The sequence below is a fragment of the Glycocaulis alkaliphilus genome (assembly GCF_004000605.1).
Lineage (GTDB): Bacteria > Pseudomonadota > Alphaproteobacteria > Caulobacterales > Maricaulaceae > Glycocaulis > Glycocaulis alkaliphilus.
The window spans coordinates 1,116,311-1,139,065 of the sequence record NZ_CP018911.1 but is presented as its reverse complement, the minus strand read 5'-3'; the positions used below and the strand labels follow the sequence as shown (position 1 = coordinate 1,139,065).

18 protein-coding genes are annotated in these 22,755 nt (G+C 63.0%); 8 read left to right on the top strand and 10 right to left on the bottom strand.

Annotated features, from left to right (window positions below):
* From X907_RS05440 to X907_RS05415, 6 genes are all read right to left on the bottom strand, one after another.
* Positions 1-1,161, bottom strand: coding sequence for an ABC transporter permease (locus tag X907_RS05440; protein ID WP_127566004.1), 1,161 nt, complete (start codon positions 1,159-1,161; stop codon positions 1-3).
* Complete coding sequence (locus tag X907_RS05435) at positions 1,161-1,856, bottom strand: ABC transporter ATP-binding protein (protein ID WP_127566003.1); 696 nt, start codon at positions 1,854-1,856, stop codon at positions 1,161-1,163. The genes X907_RS05440 and X907_RS05435 overlap by 1 nt, the downstream gene beginning before the upstream one ends.
* Before the next feature lie 44 nt (positions 1,857-1,900).
* Complete coding sequence (locus X907_RS05430) at positions 1,901-2,953, bottom strand: efflux RND transporter periplasmic adaptor subunit (RefSeq protein ID WP_127566002.1); 1,053 nt, start codon at positions 2,951-2,953, stop codon at positions 1,901-1,903.
* Between the two features lie 251 nt (positions 2,954-3,204).
* Complete coding sequence (locus X907_RS05425; protein ID WP_127566001.1) at positions 3,205-4,059, bottom strand: sterol desaturase family protein; 855 nt, start codon at positions 4,057-4,059, stop codon at positions 3,205-3,207.
* A gap of 138 nt (positions 4,060-4,197) precedes the next feature.
* A complete protein-coding gene (locus X907_RS05420) occupies positions 4,198-6,186 on the bottom strand; it encodes a serine hydrolase domain-containing protein (RefSeq protein WP_170175471.1) in 1,989 nt (662 codons plus the stop codon).
* Positions 6,187-6,333: 147 nt separating this feature from the next.
* A complete protein-coding gene (locus X907_RS05415) occupies positions 6,334-7,989 on the bottom strand; it encodes a beta-propeller domain-containing protein (RefSeq protein ID WP_170175470.1) in 1,656 nt (551 codons plus the stop codon).
* Positions 7,990-8,595: 606 nt separating this feature from the next.
* Here X907_RS05415 and X907_RS05410 point away from each other — a divergent pair.
* Genes X907_RS05410 through X907_RS05390 form a run of 5 tightly spaced genes read left to right on the top strand, consistent with a single transcriptional unit; the run spans position 8,596 to position 12,935 of the window.
* On the top strand, positions 8,596-9,036 hold the full coding sequence (locus tag X907_RS05410; RefSeq protein ID WP_127565998.1) for a nuclear transport factor 2 family protein: 441 nt from the start codon (positions 8,596-8,598) through the stop codon (positions 9,034-9,036).
* Positions 9,036-10,829 carry an AMP-binding protein gene (locus X907_RS05405; RefSeq protein ID WP_127565997.1) on the top strand — a complete coding sequence of 598 codons (1,794 nt, stop codon included), beginning with the start codon at positions 9,036-9,038 and terminating at the stop codon, positions 10,827-10,829. Before X907_RS05410 ends, X907_RS05405 begins: the two co-directional genes overlap by 1 nt.
* On the top strand, positions 10,826-11,356 hold the full coding sequence (locus X907_RS05400; protein WP_127565996.1) for a nuclear transport factor 2 family protein: 531 nt from the start codon (positions 10,826-10,828) through the stop codon (positions 11,354-11,356). The genes X907_RS05405 and X907_RS05400 overlap by 4 nt, the downstream gene beginning before the upstream one ends.
* A 5-nt stretch (positions 11,357-11,361) precedes the next feature.
* Positions 11,362-12,120 (top strand): SDR family oxidoreductase, encoded by a 759-nt coding sequence (locus X907_RS05395; protein ID WP_127565995.1) that lies wholly within the window; start codon positions 11,362-11,364, stop codon positions 12,118-12,120.
* 20 nt (positions 12,121-12,140) lie between these two features.
* Positions 12,141-12,935: a DUF1295 domain-containing protein gene (locus tag X907_RS05390; RefSeq protein WP_127565994.1), complete on the top strand. Its 795-nt coding sequence runs from the start codon at positions 12,141-12,143 to the stop codon at positions 12,933-12,935.
* Between the two features lie 81 nt (positions 12,936-13,016).
* Here X907_RS05390 and X907_RS05385 read toward each other — a convergent pair whose 3' ends face one another.
* The gene (locus tag X907_RS05385) at positions 13,017-14,063 is read right to left on the bottom strand and encodes an NAD(P)H-dependent amine dehydrogenase family protein (protein WP_127565993.1); all 1,047 of its coding nucleotides are present in this window, start codon (positions 14,061-14,063) and stop codon (positions 13,017-13,019) included.
* Between the two features lie 97 nt (positions 14,064-14,160).
* On the opposite strand from X907_RS05385, the gene X907_RS05380 reads away from it, so the two are divergent.
* Positions 14,161-15,864 (top strand): class I adenylate-forming enzyme family protein, encoded by a 1,704-nt coding sequence (locus X907_RS05380; RefSeq protein WP_127565992.1) that lies wholly within the window; start codon positions 14,161-14,163, stop codon positions 15,862-15,864.
* 7 nt (positions 15,865-15,871) lie between these two features.
* On the opposite strand, the gene X907_RS05375 is transcribed toward X907_RS05380, so the two are convergent.
* The 3 genes from X907_RS05375 to X907_RS05365 all read right to left on the bottom strand — a co-directional run bounded on the left by X907_RS05375 (position 15,872) and on the right by X907_RS05365 (position 20,728).
* Positions 15,872-17,344 (bottom strand): carotenoid oxygenase family protein, encoded by a 1,473-nt coding sequence (locus X907_RS05375; protein ID WP_127565991.1) that lies wholly within the window; start codon positions 17,342-17,344, stop codon positions 15,872-15,874.
* A 79-nt stretch (positions 17,345-17,423) separates the two neighbouring features.
* Positions 17,424-18,392: a winged helix-turn-helix transcriptional regulator gene (locus X907_RS05370; protein WP_127565990.1), complete on the bottom strand. Its 969-nt coding sequence runs from the start codon at positions 18,390-18,392 to the stop codon at positions 17,424-17,426.
* 101 nt (positions 18,393-18,493) lie between these two features.
* Positions 18,494-20,728: a TonB-dependent receptor gene (locus X907_RS05365; RefSeq protein ID WP_127565989.1), complete on the bottom strand. Its 2,235-nt coding sequence runs from the start codon at positions 20,726-20,728 to the stop codon at positions 18,494-18,496.
* A 178-nt stretch (positions 20,729-20,906) separates the two neighbouring features.
* On the opposite strand from X907_RS05365, the gene X907_RS05360 reads away from it, so the two are divergent.
* Together X907_RS05360 and X907_RS05355 are read left to right on the top strand one after the other, a co-directional pair.
* Positions 20,907-21,320: a nuclear transport factor 2 family protein gene (locus X907_RS05360; protein WP_127565988.1), complete on the top strand. Its 414-nt coding sequence runs from the start codon at positions 20,907-20,909 to the stop codon at positions 21,318-21,320.
* Positions 21,321-21,440: 120 nt separating this feature from the next.
* Entirely contained in the window at positions 21,441-22,748 is a 1,308-nt protein-coding gene (locus X907_RS05355; RefSeq protein WP_127565987.1) for a spinster family MFS transporter, read from the top strand.
* Positions 22,749-22,755: the final 7 nt, after the last annotated feature.

Sequence of the window (22,755 nt, the reverse complement as noted above, 5' to 3'; positions counted from 1 at the left end):
CTAGATCTTGCCGAGCGCTTCGGAGATGCGCACCTGCATGGCGTTGTATGCGGGCAGCAACCCGGTCACGATCCCCAGCGCCGCCATCAGGATCAGCGCGGTCACGATATTGGTCAGCGACAGGCCAAAGGCGGGAAGGAAACCGGCAAGCGCGCCGCTGGCGGCAGCCGCAGCCAGCGATGCCAGCCCCAGCCCTATCAATCCGCCGATAAAGCTCAAGAGGAGCGACTCCCACAGCACCATGCGGAAGATGCGCGGCGCGGTGAAGCCCAGCGTCTTCAGCACGGCAATCTCGCGGGTGCGTTCATTGACCGCCATCACCATGGTCGTGCCGACAATCATCAGGATCGTCGCGAAGGCCGCCCCGATAACCCAGGTCAGGATCAGACCGATATTGCCGAACTGCTCCATGAAAGCCTCATTGAACGCGGCCTCGGTGGTGGTGGAGGTTTCCGCCGAAGAGTTGGCAAACAGGGCGTCAATCTCCTGGCTGACCTGATCATTCAGGGCCGGGTTTGTCGTGTTGATGGTGATCCAGTGGAAGCTATCACGGCCGAAGGCGAGGCTCTCGTTGAAATACTCGTAGTGGAGCATGAGGTAGTTGGTCGGATAGGTGCCTTCGGTGTCGTCAAACACCCCGCAGATATCCAGCTCCCAGGCCTGCGATCCATCGGTGTTCTGCCAGATATTGGACATGAGCGGGATGCGGTCACCCGTGGACCAGCCATACTGGTTGGCCAGCGCCCGGCCAACGAGCGCGCAGGTGCGCCCCTCCAGGAATGCCGCGCGCTCCTCTGGCGGCAGGACGATCTCGGTGGGATAGGCGGCCAGATAGGTTTCAGGATCTACCGCGAAGCTCTGCACGAAGTTCTGGGGTTCCTGATAGTAGCCGCCAAACCAGCTGGCCGGGGCGGCATTGCGCACGCCTTCCACCTGCTGGATACGGCCCCAGTAGGCATAGGGGAGCGCGACGGTGAAATTGATACGGTTGACGGTGACGAGACGCTCCTGCGCCGCCGTGCCGCTGCCCATGGAAAACGCGTTCTGCAGGGCGCCGAGCACCCCGAAGATCAGGAAGGCGATGAGGATGGAGACCATCAGGAGAATGGCCCGCAAACGCTTGCGGAACAGGTTCTTCCTTATAAGGGTTGCGTCATTCATCAGGCTTTCCCCTTCTCCTCGAACCGGCCCTTGTTCAGGTGCAGTTCGCGCGCGGCGTAGCTCGCCGCTTCCGGGTCGTGCGTGACCATGATGATGGTCTTGCCCAGCTCCTTGTTGAGCAGCTGGAGCGTCTGCAGGATTTCATCGGCCGTCGTGCGGTCCAGATCACCCGTCGGCTCGTCCGCAAGCAGCACTTTCGGGTCGGCGACGATGGCGCGGGCGATGGCCACACGCTGTTGCTGACCACCTGAAAGCTGGCCCGGACGATGGCCCGCCCGCTCCACCATGCCGACAATATCGAGCGCGGTTTTCACCCGTTCTTTACGCGCCTTGCCCGACAGGTTCGTCAGCAGCAGGGGCAGCTCCACATTCTGCGCGGCGGTGAGCGTCGGCATCAGATTATAGAACTGGAAGATGAAGCCGGCATTCTTGGCGCGCCATTTGGCGAGGCGGCCCTGGCTGAGATTGTCGATGCGCTGGCCTTCAAACAAAACCTCGCCGGAGCTGGGCTTGTCGATCCCGCCCAGCAGGTTCAGCAGCGTCGTCTTGCCCGAGCCCGACGGCCCCATGATGGCGATGAAATCGCCCTGGGAGATCGTCATGTCGAGCCCGTCAAAGATCGCGACAGTCTCCTTGCCGCGCGTATAGCGCTTGGAAAGCCCTTTGAGTTCGTAAAGTCCTGATGCGTCTGCCATGTTGTCCTGTCCCTTGAAAATTCATCCCCGGCCAAGGGCCGGCATCACTCGATAAAGGTCACGCGGGCAGCCATGTCCGGGAGGACACGCGCATCGCGCTCATTGAGGGCCACGCGCACTTTGATGGTCGCGCGGCTGCGGTCTGCAGTGGGAATGATCGCCTCCACGCGGGCGGGAATCCGCCAGTCCGGATAGGCGTCAAGCACTGCTTCAACGCGCTGGCCCGGCGTCACCCGCTGGATCTGGCCTTCATTGACATCGACTTCGATTTCCAGCGAGGCCATGTCGACCAGCGTTGCGACGCCGGTACGGGTGAACCCGCCACCGGCGGAACCCGGAAACAGAATTTCACCAACCTGCGCATTCTTCGCGATCACGACGCCCGCAAACGGCGCCCGCACGATATGCCGGGCAATAAGGTCAACCTGGCTGGTGCGGCGCACACGGGCGCTGTCCAACTCGGCACGGGCCGCACGCAGCTGAGCCTCAAGGCTCGATTGCTGGGCCTGCGCCGCGGTCAGGGCCGCTTCAGAGGCAATCGCGCGATCAAACAGGCTGGACGCGCGGCGGGTAACCGTGCCGGCCTCACGCGCCTGAAACTCCAGTGAACGGACACGCGCCTCGGCGGCGGCAATCTGGGAGTCGATCAATTCAAGATCGAGCTGCGCACGCGTATCGTCCAGCCGGGCCAGTATCTCGCCGGCCTCGACCTCGGTACCCTCTTCAACCAGCACTTCGGCGATGCGCCCGGTGATTTCGGCCGAAACGGTAGCCTGACGGCGCGCGGTGACATAGCCGGACGCAACAAGGCCCGACGCACGCGGCGCGCGTGGCGTCGCCGCAGCAGGCGGCGGGGCCGCCTGCGTGTCGGTGGCTTGGCCGGTACTGGCGGGCGGCGCGCTGGCGACTGTCTGTTGTTGCGGCGCCGCGTTGCCGGCATCGCCTTGTGTCAGAAACCAGACCGCGCCTGCGGCGATGACTGCCGACACGATCATCCCGCCGAACAGCATGACCGGCGACACCCCGCCGCCACGCCGCTCTTCTTCATCCCGGTTGATGCTCAGCGACCGCAATTTGTCCCGGCGATCATCATTCATCTGACTTGTCCCCTGCCCGTCCCTGCGCCTGATGCGCGTTTGTCGCACAAGCGGTAGGCCGTGCGCCATCGCATGTAAAGCACCCTTTACGATACATTTTCGTAATGTTCAGGGTGAAGCGTCGATGTCAAATTACTTTGATTTACAAAGTTTGTGGAGTCAAGCATGCGTAGGAAGCGACGGTGTGGCTTGATGGCTTGGGGAGGTGTGGACTTCGGGGCCAGGCAGCCATGCAGGACCACGCGATCTGACTACACGCTGCTTACCGTGCCCCTCTTGTCATCATCGGACACCGGATCGCTGGCCCTCCCCCGGAAAGGCTGGAGCAGCATGCGGTCCAGCCAGAGATCTCGGGGCGTACGGAACTGGCCAATGCCGATGGTCATGGCGTCATGTCCGGCCTCGGGCTGCGCGCGATAGGTGCCAAACAGCCGGTCCCACCAGGGCAGGTTGAAGCCGTAATTGCTGTCGGTCTCATGACGCAGGGCCGAATGATGTACCCGGTGCATGTCCGGCGTCACCACGAAGAGCCGCAACATCCGGTCGAGGCCGAACGGCAGGCGGATATTGGAATGGTTGAACATGGAGGTGGCGTTCAGCAACACCTCGAACACCAGCACGGCCAAAGCAGGAGCACCGAGCAGCGCGACGACCGCCAGCTTGATGATCATGGAAAGGACGATCTCGCCGGGGTGAAAGCGCAGCCCTGTCGTGACATCAAACTCCAGATCGGCGTGATGCATGCGATGAAAACGCCACAGGACGGGCACCTTATGGAACACGACGTGCTGGCCATAGATCGCCAGATCGAGCAGCAGGACTGAAAGCGGCAGAGCCAGCCATAGCGGCGCGCCCAACACATTGAACAGGCCCCAGCCTGCCCCTTCAGCCCACAGGGCAAATGCCACCGCCAGCAAGGGAAAAGCGAGGCGCAAAATCGCCGTGTCCAGCACGACCACCGCGAGATTATTGCTCCAGCGCACAAGGCGTGGAATCTCCCGCCGCCTGCGCGGAGCGGCCAGTTCCCACACCATCATCACGGCCAGCACGCCGGCAAATGCGGCAAGGCGCAGTAAAGGCTCGGCAGCAAGGATGGTGTCAGACATGGTTTCCTCAACGGCGCGCCGCCGGAGCGCGTGCGCCCTTGAAGATCAATATAAGCCGTCCACCCGGAATTAGAACGCGCCAGACCGGCAGGACGACAAGGCCCTGCCGGTCGCGAGCACTATGGAACCTGCCCGCGGTCAGTCCTGGGCGCGGTAGACGTACTCGTGCTGGCTGTCGCGGATGGTCAGGGTCGCCACGCCATCCTCATCGCCGATCACGGCTTCCAGCCCGATAGCGCCCGCTCCCACGGTGGCCAGAGACACGGTGCCATCGGCATTGCGCCGGGTGGCAACCGGCCCCTCGATCGCACCGGCCCGCAGCCAGGTCTCCCCGTCCACGTCGCGGATGGTGATATAGCCGGTTTCCGGGTTGTGATACTGCGCCGCGAGGGCCTCCAGTATGGCCGGGTCACCCGGGACGGTCAGCGTGGCGCGCCGCGCGCCTGACTGGCGGGCCATACGCTCCACCGCCGTGTTTATGTCGTTCATCGCTTCGGGTTGGCCGTCATACACCACTTCCATGAGGCGGCGCAGGAAGGGCCGGAGCATGACCGAGCCTTCATCGGAATTGGTCAGCACAACCGCGCCGATACCGGCTTCGGGGAGAAGGTAGAAATTGCTGCGATACCCCAGAAGCGTGCCGCCATGGCTGACGACCGGAACGCCCCAGGCGATCTCGTCAAACAGCCCCATGCCGTACCAGCTGTCCTCACCCGTGGGCACGTTGTGCACCCGGCGCTCCATCAGATTGGCCTCGGACACCACCCGCTCGCCTTCCGGCGTCAGTCCGCCCGACAGCTCCAGCTGAACAAAGCGTGCCATGTCGGCCGCCGTCGACCAGGCGCCGCCAGCGGGCCTGTGGGTCTCGATCGACTGGTTGAACGTGTTGCTGATCTCGACGACATCGCCATCGAGATTGCGCCCGTGCGGACGCGCCCAGTCACCCTGCATCGCTTCGGCAAAGTCGAAGCCGGAATTGTGCATGCCTGCAGGCGCAAACACGCGCGTCTCCATGGCCAGGTCGAACGCCGCGCCCAGCTCCATGCCCGGATAGGCCAGCGCGCCGCCAACATAGCCGGCCGCCGAAACCAGCAAGTTGTTGTACTGGAAAAGCTCGCCAAAGGCGCTGGTCGGCTGGGTGTCCGCAAGCTGGCGGAAAGTGTCGGTTGCCGGTGCGCCGGGTTCCACCAGAAGGAAGCCCATATCCTTGCGTGGCAGGCCGGTGCAGGCACAGACCAGATGGCGCATCAGCGTGGAGCGAGTGGTCTCGTCGCTGCCCAGCCGGAATTCCGGAAAGACCTGCGTGACGGGCTGATCCCATTCCAGCGCTCCTTCATCAGCGAGCGTAGCCAGCAGAAGCGTCACCATACCCTTGGTGTTGGACGCGATCATGAAGCGTGTGTCAGCCGTGACCGGCTCATCGGCGCCAAGCTGACGCACACCAAGACCGCCCTGCCAGACGACCTCGCCCTGATCGATCAGCGCCAGGCCAACGCCGGGGACATCCAGCGCGTCCATGGCCTCAGCCACAAACTCGCGCAGCAGATCGATACGCTCCGGCGTGAGGGGGTTGGGTGTGCGCCCCGCAAAACTCTCACGTTCATAACCAGCCGGGCGAAGGCTCTGCTGAATCAGGGATGTCGCAGCCGAGCGCCGCTCCTGCGCGGCCTGTGAACCGCGCACGATCATCACTGTCCAGCTGGCTTCGCGCCTTAGCGCCAGAGCTTGCACGGCTAGGCGCTCATTGGGGGGAATGTCGTAGGAGACGCTGGCACGCTCTTCCCAGCCTTCGCGCGGGCTGGCCGCAGTGACAAGCCGTACGGGATAATCCGCATCCGGGTCGAAGAGTGCCCAGGCAGCCAGCACCGCATCAGACGCACTATCGGCGCTACCCACATCCACGAGTGCCACCAGCAGCTCATCTGCGGGCGCAGCCAGCACAGTAAGGCCTTCGCCGGGGCGCACATCCCAGCCGTCAGGAGCGGTGTAGCCGACGCCGCCCCCCGTGGTGCCGGGCGTATTGGCGAACGCGTTCAGCGGCGTGGCCGCCAGAAATGCCACTGCCGCGCAAAGACAGATCAGTGTTTCAAGCGGCGCACGGCGCAGCCATGGTTTCAAGATCGGCATCGTTCTCCCCTCCCGCTTCGCGGTCATCCGGTTTGAGAACGATCATAGGCACACGATCCCAATCAGGACAAGTTATCCTGATTGGGACGCTTTTGGGATTGCGCGAGCCAAGGCCTGTATGGCCAAGCTGCCGGCGTTCAGACAGCGCTAGTTGTCTTTTCCGGGTTCGATGCGCGGGCCGTAATTGATGCGCTGCACCTCCCGAATTCGCGTTCCGGACGCGTCGCCCTCTACCAGCTCATAGCCCAGCAGGGCGAACACCCTGCCGTGCAGGAAGATGGGCCGCGCATCGCCATACCAGTCGATGCACGAGGCCTGGCAGCCATCATCCAGATGGCCGGGCGCAGCGGACTCAAGACGCCCGTGCGCGGATAGCCGGCGCGCTTCCCGGCGCAGGAACAGCATGTCCGCATCACCAGAACCGCGTCCGCGATTGATCACCGGCAGGCCCAGCAGGCCGTCGGCTCCGTCAGCGCTGCCCGTATCTGGCCGGTAGAAGAAGGCGTGGCTGCGCGATTCCGCCTCGCGGGCACCACGCTCGGTATAGCGGTCGATAATGGCAGGCTCCGGCCCGGTAATATCGAGGGTGACAAACACGGTCGCCTGCGAGCCGCCAATCACGACGGCATCGCGGCCCAGCTGTTCGATCCGCTCGACCCATTCAGGCACGGCAAGTTCGACCGGATCGCCCCCTTCGACCGGAACAACCACAATCGAATAGCGGTGCTGGCTGTCCGAGTAACGATGAAGGCTGTAGAGCGCCCGGTCCCCGATGAAGCGGTTACGATTGAGGTGGGCGTATTCGTCGCCCGGCAGGAACTGGTAGTCGGACGCGGGGGCCGCGCCACTGCCATCGCCAAAACGCGCAAACGGCAGGCGCAAAAGGGCCGGACGCCCGCGCGTCAGCTCCGTATCCCACATCGGATCGTCATAGCCCTCGTCGGCGACCAGGACATCAATCCGGTCGCCGGCCGCGTTGGTGCCAAGCGAGAACTGGTCGAGCGGGCTGCCCGCCACCCGCACGGCGCCTGGCAGCCGGTCATCGAGCGCTATGCGGATCAGGAAGTTGGGGCTGTCTGCCTCCACATTCCGGTTCGCTTCCAGCCAGACATAGACATGGTCATTCGACACAAAGAAGGTGCGGCCCTCTGGCCCGAGCACGACGGTGGCATCGCAGGTCAGCTCCGGCGCAGCGAGATCGCACTGCGTCACGGTGTGCATCGCCTCCACGGCTTGCGCGCCGCTCGCCCGCAAGGGGGCGGGAATGAAGATATTGCTGGCACTGGCGATGCGTTTGAACTCCGGCCCTTCGCGATCAGGCGACCAGCGGCTAAGGCCCGGCAGGTCGTCGAGCACATCGCGCGAGTTCCAGCGGAAGGAGAGCGGCGCATAGAGAACCAGCCGGCTGCCGATCAGGCGGGAGGCATAATTGCGATCCGAATAATAATCGTCAGACCTCAGATGATGGGAGTCGACGAAGGCGAGCGTTCCATCCGGTGCCATGCGGAAGCGGTTGATCTCGGTTCCGCCGCGCCGGTAGCTGTAGCCAATCACCACGACCAGATCGTCAGAGACCAGCATCTCGTCATACCAGTCATGGCGGGCGCTGGCGCCCGGCGGATAAGCGTCGATCGAGTCGATGGCCCGCAGCCCGCCATCTGCCGTGGAAACGGTGAACAGGCGGCCACGCCTGAGAATAACCAGATAGTCGCCAATCACCTTGACGATGCCGCCCTCATCAACGCCGGCAACCTGCACGTTAGTGATGGATTCGCTGTCTGCTGCGCTTACGTCAGACGCCATGACGACCCGTTCCTGCGCTGCGGAAGACTCAGCCGGTGGCGACGCTGCGACGCCCCCCGGCGGTGGCGGCGGTGCAGGTGGTGCCGGGAACCCCGCCATCATGCTGACTTGCACGTCGCCGTCAGGCGCGAGAAACGCGCGAAGCGCTTCGTCGGATTCAAAGCGCGGCATGGCTGACGCGTCATCTGGCTGAACTGTGGCGCATGCCGCCAGGCAGAGCGTCGCGAGGACGGCCACAAAAGCCGAAAAAGCCCGGCCATATGGCCGCTTCAAGGTCCCGGCATCCGGCATTGACATCTCCCCCCTGAAACGGGGCAAGTTGAGCAGTGGCCAGAGATTGCGGCAAGCCGGATTCGCGCCTCTGACGCCGATTGTCAGGGGGGCGTGCCCAGAGAGTTTGCAGGATGCGTTGCGCCTTCGCCGGGACGGTCCGGCCTGTTCCTGACCGCCCGGCGATTTCCGGCGCCAGCTCATGACTTCATTGCCAAAACAAGACTTTAGCCCGGCTGAGGAATCCGCTGGTTGCGCTTCCCGAGCGTCGCTTGTATAACCGGACTTACAAGGAAATAGCCTCCGGCAAAGAGAGGCTTAAGGGAGGAAAAAGCTTTGGCTCGCCATATCGATACTCTTCTTGACGTTATCGAAGCCTGGCACAGGCTCGACGTGGACGCTGTCATGGAGCACATCCACGACGATTTCATATGGAATAATTCCGGCGGCATGCTGCCGGTCTTTGAGGGCAAGGACGCCATGCGCGCCGCTCTCACCAAGATGGCTGGCAAGACGCAATCCAATGACTGGCGCCTTTTCGATTACGCGGAGAATGGCGACACGCTCTGGATGGAAGGCGTGGATGAGTTTACCGGCACTGACGGCTCGCATCTGGCCGTGCCCTATGCAGGCGTTCTGGAGTTCAAGGACGGGCGGATTCACCGCTGGCGCGAGTATTTCAACGCCTATGTGCAAACCAACCAGCGCGAGAAAAAGGAGATTTCTCCTGAAGTACGCGCCATGCTCGACAGGCCGGTTGTCACGAGGGCGAGCTGATGGCTCTTCCCGAAGCGAAGGCCGCGTTCGCGCCGCTGCGTGATGCATCGCTGCTGCCGGTCGATCTGGACATTCAGCGCCGCCCCGGCGGGACGGTCGTCGTGCGCTCGCGCATCACACTGCAGCCCTATGAGACCAATCTTCCCGCCCGGTTCGCGCGCATGGCACAGGCCCAGGGCGAGAAGCCTGCCATGGCCAAGCGCGCCAGTGCCGACGGCGAGTGGGTGTTTACCTCCTACGCCGATCTGAAGCGCCAGATTGACGGGGCGACGCAATGGTTGCTCGACCACGCGCCGCGTGACCGCGCCCTGCTCATTGTTGCCGAGAACGGCCCTGCCTTTGCCGTGATGACATTTGCAGGCTGGGCGGCAGGCTTGCCTGTCTGCCCTGTCAGCACGACCTATGCGGCTCTGGGCGGCGATTATGGACGCCTCAGGCACGTTATCGCCAAGGCAAAGCCCGGCGCGATCTTTGCCCAGAGCGCTGGCGCGTTCAAAGCGATAGCCAGTCTTGATACCGGCGATGCCCGTCTTGTCACCTGCGCTGCGGACGCGCCCGGCGCTCATGCCTTCGATACCGTCACCGCGACGCCGGTAACGCAGGCCGTGAGCGAGGCCATCGCTGCGCGCCGCGCCGATGACGTGGCCGCCTACATGCTTACCTCAGGCTCCACCGGCCTGCCCAAGCTGGTCGAGATCAGCTTCGACAATCTCGCCGCCAACAGCGCCCAGTGCCAGCAGACCATCGGCAAAAGCGCTGGCTGGCACGATGTCATGCTGGACTGGCTACCCTGGCACCACGCCGCCGGTGCCTTCGCGATGCGCACCACCCTGCTTGAGGGCGGCACGATGTATGTCGATGACGGCAAGCCCGCCCCTGGCCTGTTTGACCAGTCGATCCGCAATCTGCGCGAGGTCAGTGTCGGCTATTACAACAATGTGCCGCTGGGCTATTCCATGCTGGTGGACGCGCTGGAAGCGGATGCAGCGCTGCGCAAGACCTTCTTTGCCCGGCTGAACCTGATGCTCTATGGCGGGGCGGGCCTGTCGCAGTCCGTCTATGACCGGCTGCAGGCTCTGGCTGTGGCCGAGACCGGCCATCGCATCATGCTGACCAGCGGCTATGGCTCCACCGAAACCGTGTCGGCCTTCATGGTCATCCACTTTGAGAGCGACAAGGTGGGCATCGGCCTGCCAACGCCGGGGGCCGAGGTGAAGCTTGTCCCCTCAGGTGACCGCTACGAGCTGCGCGCACGCGGCCCGAATGTGACGGCTGGCTATCTGGATGAGCCGGAGAAGACGGCTGCCTCATTCGACGAGGAAGGCTTCTACCGCACCGGAGACCTTGCCGTATTCCATGACCCTGACCGCCCTGAGCAGGGCCTTGCCTTTGCCGGGCGGGCGGCGGAGGAGTTCAAGCTGTCCAGCGGCGCCTGGGTCTATGGCGGCGCGCTTCGCGACACGCTGATGCGCCAGCTTGGCACCCTGATGACCGATCTGGTCCTGTGTGATGATGACCGGCCCTACCTCACCTTGATGGGCTGGGCCAAGCCGGGCGCGTCGCCGGACGCCATCGCGAAAGCCATCCGGGCGGTAAATGAAGGCCAGCATGGCGGCTCGAAGATCCGGCGCGCCCTTTTGCTGGATACACCGCCAGACCCGAACGCTCACGAGCTGTCCGACAAGGGCACGGTGAACCGCCGCGCTGTCATCGACCGCCGCCGCGGCGATGTTGAACGGCTTTACGCCGCGACGCCCGATTCCGGCATTCTCATTATTGAAGGTGATGCATGAGCACGAACCATTCCCCCGAGGTCCAGGCCCTGCTCGACAAGCAGGCCATTACCGATGTCATCAATCTCTATCTGCGCGCCGCTGACCGGGCCGATATCGAGCTTCTGACCAGCTGCTATCACGATGATGCGTGGGAGGATCATGGCGGGGTGTTTGACGGACCGGCCTCCGAATACATCGCGCTGATGGCGAAAATCCTGCCGCGCGGCGGGCTGATGAACCATCTCTCCACGAATATCCATGTCGAACTGGATGGCGAGAAGGCTCTGGCCGAGCACTACATCCTCGCCTTCGCCCGGATGAAGAAGGACGGTGAAACGTTCGATACGCTCACCCTGGCGCGCGCCATTGACCGCTTCGAGAAGCGGGACGGTGCATGGAAAATCGCCCGCCGCCAGCTCGTCTGGGAGTGGAACCACGAGATGGACCACGCCGAGACATGGGGCCGCGGCACGATGGTGCCGGACATCTCCAAACTCGTGCGCAGCGCCAAGAAGCCGCACGATCCCATCTACGCAAAAGGCTAAAACCCATGGAACTCGAAGGAGCCGTAGCCCTCGTCACGGGCGGCAATCGCGGCATTGGCGAAGCCTTTGTGCGCGCATTCCTGCAGGCCGGGGCATCCCGCGTCTATGTCGGGGCGAGATCGGCCAGCAGCGCCGCGCATCTGGTGGAGGAGTCCGGCGGCCGTGCCGTCGCGCTGGAGCTGGATGTCACGCGTCCCGAACAGGTCGAGGCCGCCGCGCGCGAATGCAAGGATGTCTCGATCCTCGTCAATAATGCCGGAGCTTTTCTGAACCAGCGCCTGATGGCGGCGCCGGACATGAATGCCGCGCGCGAGGAGATGGAAGTCAACTTTTTCGGCCTTCTGGCGATGAGCCGGGCGTTTGCACCCATCCTCAAGGCCAATGGCGGCGGCGCGATCGTGAACGTGCTGTCGGGCGGCGCGCTCGTCGCCATGCCCGTCATGGGCGGTTACAGCCCGTCCAAGTTTGCCGCCCGCGCGGCTTCAGCCTGCATACGGGCCGAGCTTGCCGAGCAGAAAACGCAAGTCAGCGCCCTGATTGTGGGCTCGGTTGATACCCGGATGGCCGCCCATGTCGGCGGGAACAAGGAACGCCCCGAAGACATCGCGAAAGTGGGCCTGAAGGCCATTCGCCGGGGCATTGACGAGATCGATACAGACCGCATGGCGGTGGAGCTGCGGGCCGATCTGGCGCGCGATCCCAAGGGCGTGGAACGCGCCGTCGCCCGCATGCTCGGTGCGAGCAGCATTGCCACCGGGCGCTAGATAAAAAAAAGGGGAAGACAGTGGACGTAGTTACAGTTCTGGCTACCAATCTGGCCGTGCTTGCCGCCGGGTTCTTCATTCTCTGGCTGATATGCATTGCCCTGAAGGATTGCACCATCGTGGATGCCTACTGGGCGCTTGGCGCGGTGGTGCTGGCCATATCCACCTTCCTGCAGTCCGGTCAGGGCGACCGGGCCGTGCTGCTTCTGGTCATCACCGGCTTATGGGGCGCACGCCTGACGGCTTACATGTACTGGCGCTGGCGCGATCACGGGCCGGACCGCCGCTACAAGCGCATGTTTGAACGCCTGAAAGAGGAAAAGGGCTGGGGCTTTGCCCGTGCCAGCCTGATTGCCGTCATTCTCACGCAGGCGCCCTTGCAGTTCCTCGTGACCCTGCCGGTCCAGCTCGGCCCGATCGATGCAGTGCCTGCCGCTCTTGGCATTCTGGCGTGGACGGGCGCAGCCATCGCCCTTTTCGGCCTAGTCTTCGAGAGCATTGCCGACTGGCAGCTGACCCGCTTCCGCAAAGACCCGGCCAATGCCGGCAAGGTCATGCAAAGCGGCCTTTGGAAATACTCACGCCACCCGAACTATTTCGGTGAGGCGCTGGTGTGGTGGGGCCTGTTCCTGATCGCCGCCGAGACGAGCACGGGCCTGTGGTCGTTCGCCGGCCCGGCATTCCTCACCTGGACACTGATCAAATGGTCGGGCGCGCCAACGATGGAATACCGCATGCGCAAGACCAAGCCTGATTACGTCGCCTATATCGAGCGTACGTCCGGCTTCATTCCGTGGCCGCCGCGCAAGGCCTGATTTTTCCGCGTACCTCCAAACTGGATGAGCGCATCACCTCTGGTGATGCGCTCTTTTCTTTCCAGCTTCAAGCAATACGGCTCAGGCCAGCCTTGTCCGGTAGGCTCCGGGTGCCGGGTAGCTGAAAAAGCCGGGCGGGGCGGCACACACATCGGGAATACCGCGCAGCGCGGCAGCCATGGTCGCGTCCGTCAGGGCACGCGAGGAGGGTATGTTCGGGTCGCCTTCATGGATATCCAGCGTAAGGCGGATATTGGGGCGCCCGGTGATGTCCACGACCCAGTGCCCGCCCGTCTCGCCATCGTGAAGTGCCGGGTCAGCGGTCCACAGGATCGACAGGGTGAAGCTGGAGCCGTTCTCGTAATGGGCCGTCCAGCGCCAGCGCGTCGCCGCCACGGTGCCCGCGGGCACCGGCCCCGCCCCGGTGGGGATGTCGCGCGGCGCAATCGTCAGCTCGTGGTCCGGCTCGATGGCCCGGATCCGGGTGTGCATGGCGTAACCGGCGTGCGCCAGAACCTCGCTGAACAGCTTGGTATAGAGCGTGGCCAGCGGGCCTTTGCGGATGTCATCCTTTTGCGGATCGCGCCCGAAGCCCATCATGCCGAAGACAAACTCCGGTGAGGTCATCTGCGAGGCATCCACCATCTCGCGCACATCGAGATGGTCAAGGCGTGAGGAGAAGCCGGTCGCGGCCATCACCACGCGTTCCACAAAGCCGCCAGGGTTGACGCCGAGCCCCGCCAGCGTGCTGCCCCCGGCCTCACATGCGGCGCGCAGAGGGCCGGCATAATCCTCGTCATGCGCGTCGGGGAAGTGAAACCCGGCAGACGAAATCACATTCTTGCCGGAAGCGAGCAGCCGTTCGACATCACCGCTCAGCGCCTCGTAAGGCAGCGTGATACGCGGCGTGTGGATGACAATGTCGGCGTCAAGCGCGAGAATGTCTTCTATGCGCGATGTCGCAATGATTCCCGTCGGTTCGCGCCGGACCAGCTCACCCGCATCGCGCCCTGCCTTGTCCGGGCTATAGACGTAAACACCTGCCAGTTCGAGATCGGGATGGTCGATGATGCGGCGCAGGGCCGTCCGGCCCATGGACCCTGTCGCCCACTGGATTACCCGATACATGAATGCGTCTTCCTCTCATGGCTTGCCCTGATGAATGGGCACAGTTAGTCTTATTATGCAAGTAAATTGACATATAAAATTCAGGGAGCAAATCCGCATGGCCGCAACGCCCGCATCACGCCTCGAGGAGTACACCGCCAAAGGATGGTGGGGCTCGCTCACACTCGACCACCTCGTCCAGCGCAACCGGGTCGAAGCGGCCGGAAAACGCGCGCTCCGGGATCCGCTGAACCGTGCCGATCTCGATGGCAAGCAGCCACGCAGGCTGAGCTGGGCGGAGCTGGGTGAGGAGGTTGATGCGATGGCGGCGGCTCTTCTGGAGCAGGGCCTGCGCAAGGGCGATGTGCTGACCTACCAGACGCCGAACTTCGCCGAGACCGTGATCCTGGCACTGGCGGCCGCGCGTATCGGGCTGGTCATCAGCCCGGTCGTGACCGCCTATCGCGAGCATGAGCTGGCCTATGTACTCGACACGGTGAAACCCAAGGCGGTCGTGACGCTCGCCCGCTTTGCCGGGTTTGATCACGCGGCGCTGGCGCTGAAGCTCCAGCCATCGCGTGGCTATAAGGTGCTCATCCTTGGCGGAGACGCGCCCGAGGGCACGGTTGACCTTGATGCCGCCATGGCAAACACCAGCGGCGAGCGCGCAAGCGCCTATGCCAAGGCCAACCCGTCACGGCCGGACGAGACCTTCACCATCTTCTGGACGTCGGGCACCGAGGCCCGGCCCAAGGGCGTGCCGCGCGACCATAATCTGTGGATCGTCAATGCGCGCATGGTAACCGAAGCGGCCGACCTGCAGCCCGGCGAGACGGTGCTGAACCCGTTCCCGCTGGTGAATATCGGCTCGTTCGGCCTTGTGACCTCATGGCTCTGGCGGGCGGGTGTGCTGGTCCTGCACCATCCGTTCGACCTGAAGGTCTTCCTGCAGCAGATAGAGGCCGAGCGGGTGAACTACACCATCGCCGCTCCCGCTATCCTGAACGCGATCCTGAAAATGCCGGAACTGGTTGCCGGGACCAGTCTGGACTCCCTGCGCGCGATTGGCGCCGGTTCTGCGCCGCTCGCGCCCTGGATGATCGAGGGCTTCTCGCGCGAGTACGGCATTGAGGTCTGCAATATATACGGCTCCAACGAAGGAGCCTCGCTGTTCAGCTCCCACCTGCACGTGCCTGACCATGCCGACAGGGCGCGCTATTTCCCCCGCATGGGGGTAGAAGGGATTGAATGGTCGGGCGATATTGCGTCCATGATCCAGACCCGGCTGGTGGACCTTGAAACTGGCGAAGACATTACCGAAGCGGGCATACCCGGCGAGCTGCGCTTTCAGGGCGCTGCCACCTTCTCCGGCTATTTCGGCAACCCGGAACTGACGGCAGCGGTGTTTGACGAGCAGGGCTATTACCGCACAGGCGATCTGTTCGAGCTGGCTGGTGATGGCGCAATACCGCAATTCTATCGCTTTGTCGGGCGGTGCAAGGACATCATCGTGCGGGGCGGCGTGAACATCTCGCCGGCCGAGCTGGACGATCTGCTCAGCGGTCATCCTGACCTTGCCGAGGCGGCTGTGGTCGGCATTCCTGACGAGGTGCTGGGTGAACGCGTCTGCGCTGCCATCGTTCCACGCGGCGAAGCGGTGCCGACGCTGGAACAGCTTACCGGCTGGCTGCGTGAAAAGGGTCTCGCCGTATTCAAGCTGCCGGAGCAAGCCGTTCGGGTAGACGCGCTTCCACGCAATGCCATGAACAAGGTTGTCCGCTCGCAACTGCGCGAGCAGGTGCTTGAAAAGCTGGGGGGCTGACGCCCCCCTACCCTGCCTTGCCGTTACGGATGAAGCCGCGGTCGGCCCAGCATGAATGGGTGCCGCTGGAAATCTTGTGCGGCAGGGCAATGCGTACGACCGGCCCGTCGGAGAAGCGCTTGCAGTCAATCAGGATGCATTCCGACTTTCCGGCATTTTCATCGACCACGAACGAGACCAGATAGCCGTCATCCTCGTCCTTCGCATTAATGCGGGGGACGAACGGCGCTTCACTCGCATAGCGGCCCTCTTCAAGACGCACTTCTTCTGACGTCCCGGTATCGAGATCGTGCTTGATGAAGCCGTTGAACAGGAACCAGCCCGGCTTGGTGGTGGTGGAGTAGATATAGCGATGGCGCTGGCCCGCCACGCGCTGATTGATCATGCCAAACTCGACGATCCGGTCGTCGAGACGCTCCTCTACCGTCTTGCCGGTCGCCAAGTTGAACCGCCAGCGGTGCAGCTTGGGTTTGAAGCTGTGCTCATCGATATAGGCCATCAGGTGCTCATAGCCCTTGGGCCCGTCAGTGAGCGGTTTCGGAATCGGATCTTCCTGGAAATAGCCGTCCATGATGATCTCGTCGCCCTGCTCGTAGGCGTTCAGGAAGTGCAGCACATAGGTCGGGTCGGCCTCGAACCAGCGGATATCCTTTTCGGTGCCGTAGCGGGGCAGGATGGCAAAGCGCGAAGGCAGGTCGTGCATGCGCACAGCATGAATGCCGCGCTCCAGCAGGCTGGCATTCCAGAAGACCGGCAGATCATTCAGGATCGAGTAGTTTTCCGAGAATGCCATGTCGTGCGGCAGGCGCGGTCCGGGCAGCGGAATGGGCGTGTAGTGCTTCAACCGGCCAGACGGGTCCACCACGCCGTAATGCATGTAGGGCGCGTGCTTGGAGTAGTTGAAGAAGAGCAGATCGCCCGTGCGCTCATCGACCTTGCAGTGGGCCGACACACCATCAAGCGGCGCCCAGGGGGCAACGCCCATCTGCTCGAGGGTTTCCGGGTCGAGCATGTAGGCTTCGCCGCACTGATAGAAGGTGGCCAGCGCCTTGCCGCCATGAACAACGACGTCCGTGCTGGCATTATCCTTCAGGCTGCCATGGGCGCCGAAACCGGGCCGGCGGGATGTGCCAGCTGGGTCTGCAAGTCCGCCCCAGAGCGATTCCCCGGCGATCTGCTCGGCCTGAAAGCAGCGCGTGCGCACGAACCTGTTGCGATAGGACGCCTTGCCGTTTGAAAAGTCGATCTGGTGGATCATTGAATCGGCATCAAACGGGTGATGCCGCCCAAGCGGCTGATGTACCTGGTTCTCGGTATTGCGCAGGTAAACACCATCAATGTCGGACGGGACCGTCCCCTCAATCACTTCCAGATCCCACGCATTCACCTCTTCGTGCAACGGCGTCCACGCACCGTTGAGATAAGGGTGATTGCTGGAGCGCAGGGAGGTTTTGACCGGCGGGAGACGTTCGAGCTTCATCAGGCTTGTCCTTGGTTCGAAAGAACTTTGCCTGCAGGCTACCGGCGTTAGTCTCCTTAAGCAAGCGTCTGGGCCTGCGTCAGATTGCCGTGGAGTGCCGGGTCACCTCGCCCTCGCACTGATCGCACGTGATAACGCCTTCCAGCACATGGCCGCAGGGGCGGTGATAGATGATGCGCGGAACCCCTTCCTTGGTGGACAGCCAGCGATCACCCCAGCGCACCAGCTCCAGCACCAGCGGGAACAGGTCCAGCCCCTCCTGCGTCAGCTTGTATTCCCAGCGTTCCGGCTTGTCCTGATAGAGCCGTTGCTTGAACACGCCGAGCTCCACGAGCCGGGAGAGCCGGTCGGCCAGAATGTTCGACGCCACGCCAAGCGCCTGTTCAAATTCGCCAAAACGCGAATGGCCCAGGAAAGCGGCCGCGATGATGTGCGATGTCCAGCGATCCCCCAGCACGTCTGTCGCACGCTGCATCATGGAGTCTTCGGGCAGCGCCCTGTCGACGATTGACCGGCGTTGCGCGCGCGATTTGGGTGCAGGGTCAAAGCCCGCGCCGGGACCGGGTTCAGAATAGGTATCGCGTGCGTAGATGACGCCGCCACACGCCTTGCAGCGGTATTCCGGCGTGAAGACTTTCCCGCAATCATGCCTGATCGTGTGTGCCGGGATGTTGCGGTCATAGAACCAGCGCTTCTCCCAGCGGATAATCATCAGGGATGCGCCATACAGGTCCCGGCCCATCTCGGTGAAGCGGTATTCAAAGCGCGGCGGACGCTCGCAATACTGTTCGCGCCGGAATACTCCCACCTCCACCAGACGGCGCAGCCGGTCGGTCAGCAGGCTGCGCGCAATCCCGATCCGGTTCTGGAAGTCTTCAAAGCGCCTTACGTCCACAAAGGCGTAGGAAATGATCATGAGCGTCCAGCGATCGCCCAGAATGTTCAACGCGCGCGCGGCTGAATCTGCCTCGACCAGCTGGCCGGGGGCAGCACGTGGCGCCTCCCGGTCTGCCGGGAGCGATCTGCTCTGTTTTTTCGATGAATTCATGAGGCCGTTGAGGACAGTGGGGTGTTGCCTGACCCTCCGGTCAGGCAACACCCTTGTCAAGGGTTGCCGGGGGCACGGCGGTCCCCCGGCTTGCCTGTGGCCTAGAACCGGCCCGTCAGGCGCACACCATAGGTGCGTGGCGCACCAAATACCGACACCTCATCCCCGACGAACGGGATGATGCTGACACGGTAAAGCTCGTCCGTGAGGTTGCGGCCCCACAGCGAGAGCGTCCACCGGCCGTCTTCGGCGCCGATCCCCACACGGGCATTGAGAAGGCCGTAGCCCGGCTCGAAGTTGAGCTCGTTAGGGCCCCAGTACATCTGATCCTGATAGGCGTAATTGATATTGCCGATCAGCTCGAGATTGTTGCCTACCGGCTGGCGGATGTCCGCGCCCACCGCGTACTGGTACTCCGGCGTACGCTGCATCTGGTTGCCGCTATAGTCGATGCCACGAAGCGGATCGATATAGTCCTTGTACTCGGCGTTGATGATCGAGCCTGAAGCAAACAGGTTCAGCCAGTCGGTCGGGCTTGCCTGCACCTCGAACTCGAACCCGCTGATCACGGCGTCGGCGGCATTGGCGACGACGAGGGTAAGGTTCACATCGTCAAGCAATTCCACCTGCAGGTCAGAGAAGTCCGTGTAGAAGGCCGCCAGATTGGTACGCAGGCGGTTGCTGAACCAGTCAGCTTTCAGGCCGATCTCGTAAGTGGTGGCGTATTCGGGATTATAGGCGGTGGCCGCAGCGACGGCATTGGCCGTTGCTCCCTGCCAGCCTGCACCTTTGAACCCTTCCGAATACGATGCGTAGACAAGCAGGTTGTCCGACACATCCCACTCAAGCGATACGCGCGGCGTGAAGCGCGACCAGGCGCCGCCCACCGTTACCGAATACTCCTCCTGAAGCGGGGCTGGCGAGAGCAGGTCTCCCGGCTGCCCGAAATCGAGAATGATCGCGTCAGACTGGAGGTCCTTCTCATCGCGGGTGTAGCGTCCGCCTACGACCAGCGTCACTGCCGGGGTGATGTCGAACTCGACCTCGGTGAAGACCGCATAGCTGCGCGTCTCGCTGAACCCGATGAAGATGTTGTCGCCGTCCAGCGAGTCCCGCGTGCTGCCCGGACCGCCCGGAAGGAAGGACGTTGCCGTGTTGCGCGAGCTGCGCTCGATGTCCTCATAGAGATAGTAGAGGCCACCGATCCAGCGCAGCCGGTTTCCGGCATCGGATGCCAGCCGCAGCTCCTGGGTATAGCCACGATACTGCTCATACTGGGTCAGCGTGCTGTCCGTGATCGAAGGCGGCGAGCCGGCCCCGGCCTGCGTCCAGCGGCCTGACGCCTCGCCATAACGGTAGCCGGCGAGGTAAGTTAGCGTGGAGTTGCCAAGGTCCCAATCCATCCGGCCGGTCAGACCGCCCGTGGTACGGTCGGCATATTGCTCATAGGGCGAATGGTTCAGGCGCGGATTGGCCGGAATGTTTGGCGTAATGAAGCCAAATCCGGGCTGGGTGGGATCGTCCACGGCGTTGCGCGAAGGTCCGCCGCCCTGATCATCGCTGTAGTCTGCGACCAGCGAGATGCGCACATTATCGCTGGCGTTCCAGAGCAGTGACAGACGCCCGGCGTAGGAATCGCGGTCCTCCAGCTCTTCGTCGCGAATCACATTGCGCGCGAAGCCGTCATGACGTTCGCGGTAAAGCGACAGACGCGCTGACAGGTTTTCGCTCAGCGCGCCGGTGACAAATCCTTCGGCCAGAAGGCTGGAATAATTGCCGATCGACACCGATCCGCCGGCGCCGAATTCGTCTTGCGGTGCCGCCGTGATCAGGTTGATAGCGCCGCCGACGACGTTCTTGCCATAAAGCGTGCCTTGCGGGCCGCGCAGAACCTCGACGCGTTCAAGATCGAAGAGCGGCGGCGTCGCCGAACCACGCCGGCCGATATAGATCTCGTTGAGGAACGTGCCGACCGACGGGTCAGCCGTCGCACCGTTCAGCCGGGTGGTGCCCACACCGCGGATGAACATCTCGGATTCCATCGAGTTCTGGGACTGGTAGGTAAAGCTCGGAACATAAGCCGCTATTTCCGACAGATCGGTGATCTGTTCGTTACGCAGCTGCTCTGATCCCAGAGCCGTGACGGCTATTGGCACGCGTTGCAGGCTTTCCGCCCGCCTGCGCGCGGTAATGACCAGCACCTCAACACCCTGATTGGTGGATGCTACGGGCTGTTCCTGTAACTCATTGGCCAGTGACGTGGCGGGCATCAGAACGCCCAGCGCCAGGCTGGCAGTGGTCAGCAGAAGCCGACCTCTCCGAAAACGGACAGACATGCTCAACTCCTCCCTCGGGCCGCCCTCCCGCCTTTATGACGGGCGTCGCGGACCATTCGTCTTTTTAAGCAAGTGACACCATGACTCGCCTGACAGTCTTGTCAAGCCAGTGTTGATTGACAGGCTCCGAAGATGCCCCAATATCGCTTGCATAACGAGATTGACAGGGAGGAAAATAATGTCGTCAACCGAAGAAAAGAAGATTGCGGCCGTCCGCGAGATGGCGAGCGCCTGGGAGAAGAAGGACTGGCGCAAGGTCGGCGATCTGTTCGCGCCCAAGGGCGTGCTTCACTCCATGATGGTGGACCCTGTGGTCGGGCGGGAAGCCATTTACGAGCGCATTTCCGGGCTGGGCGCCGGCATTGACGAGATCGTGCTCGATATCGACCATATCGGCGTTATTGATGGCCGGGTTTATGTCGAGCGCTGGGACCGCTTCACCTTCAAGGGGAAGAAGGGCGAAGTGCCCGTCGTCGGCGTGATCTCATTCGGCGATGACAATCTCATCACCGAGTGGCGCGAGTATTATGACCGGGCTCACCTCCTGCGCGAGATGGGGGTTGAAGAGTTCGACCACCACGGCCGCAACTAGCCCGTATTGCTGTCGTTCAAAGCCGCCCTCGCGATCCGGGGGCGGCTTCATCATCAGGGGCTTCCGGAGCGGTCCGCCAGCAGGCGTTGATCACTCTCCGGCGCAATGTGAGACCGTTCCATGCAATCGACCCAGAGTGAGCAGCGCGTTGGCGTTTACCCCTATTTTGTCGTGCTCGTTCTGGGCCTTATCTACGCATTCAACTATCTTGACCGGCAGATCGTGGCGATCCTCGCCGAGCCCATCAAGGCGGACCTGAACCTCTCGGATACCCAGATCGGGCTGGTGTCGGGTTTTGCGTTCGCCGTGTTCTACACCAGTTTTGGCATCCCCGTAGCGTGGATGGCGGACCGGGTGAACCGCGTACGCGTTGTGGCTGTGGCCTGCGCTGTATGGAGCCTGTTCACCGGCCTGTGCGGCCTGTCGAACAATTTCCTCCATCTGCTGTTTGCCCGTATCGGCGTGGGCATCGGTGAGGCGGGCGGCGCGGCACCGTCCATGTCCATCATCTCCGACTACTTCCCTCCTCACCGGCGCGGCGGGGCTATCGCCTTGTGGTCACTGGGCGTGCCGCTCGGCGCGACGGTAGGCGTGGCTCTGGGTGGCTGGGCCGCCGCACAGTTTGGCTGGCGCACCGCATTCTTCGTGGTCGCCGCACCGGGTGTTCTGTTGTCCCTGCTGCTCTGGCTGTGCGTGCGAGAGCCCAAGAGGGGCCGGTTTGATGCGCCGGTTGAGGCGGCGCCCGACGGGACCAAAGGCCCCTCGATCATGCAGTGCGTGCGTGATTTTCTCGGCGACCCGACCCTGCGTATGCTGTTGCTCGCTGCAGCGGCCTACAGCTTCGTGTTCAACGCCTTTGCCGCCTGGGCACCTGCATTGCTGATGCGCGCGAAGGGCGCTGAAATGGCCGACATCGCGACCTGGTACAGCCTGGTCATCGGCTTCTCGATGGCGCTCGGCATGTTTCTCAGCGGCCATCTTGCCGACCGCTTTGCGCGCACCACGCCCAGTGCCTACGCCATGATCCCGGCCTGGGCGCTGGGCATCGGCATCCCGTTCTTCGTTGTCGGCGTGATGGCGGACAGCTGGTATGTCGCGCTGATCTTCCTGACCATCCCGATGGCGATGAACATGATGTTTGTCGCCCCCGGCATGGCGATCGTGCAGAATCTGGCCCCTCCGGGCCAGCGCAGCACCTCGGCGGCCATCCTGCTGTTTGTCATCAATCTGGTCGGGATGGGCCTGGGCCCGCTCTATATCGGTGCTGCCAGTGACTGGCTGGCCGGTCAGTACGGTCCGGCACAAGGGCTCGAATACGCGATGTTGTCGCTCGTGCCCTTCTACCCGGTTGCGGTCGTCACGCTGGTTCTCGTTGCGCGCTCCCTGCACCGGCGGTCGCAGCCCGGCGCTGCTCCCGCCGCCGCCTGATAGAGGA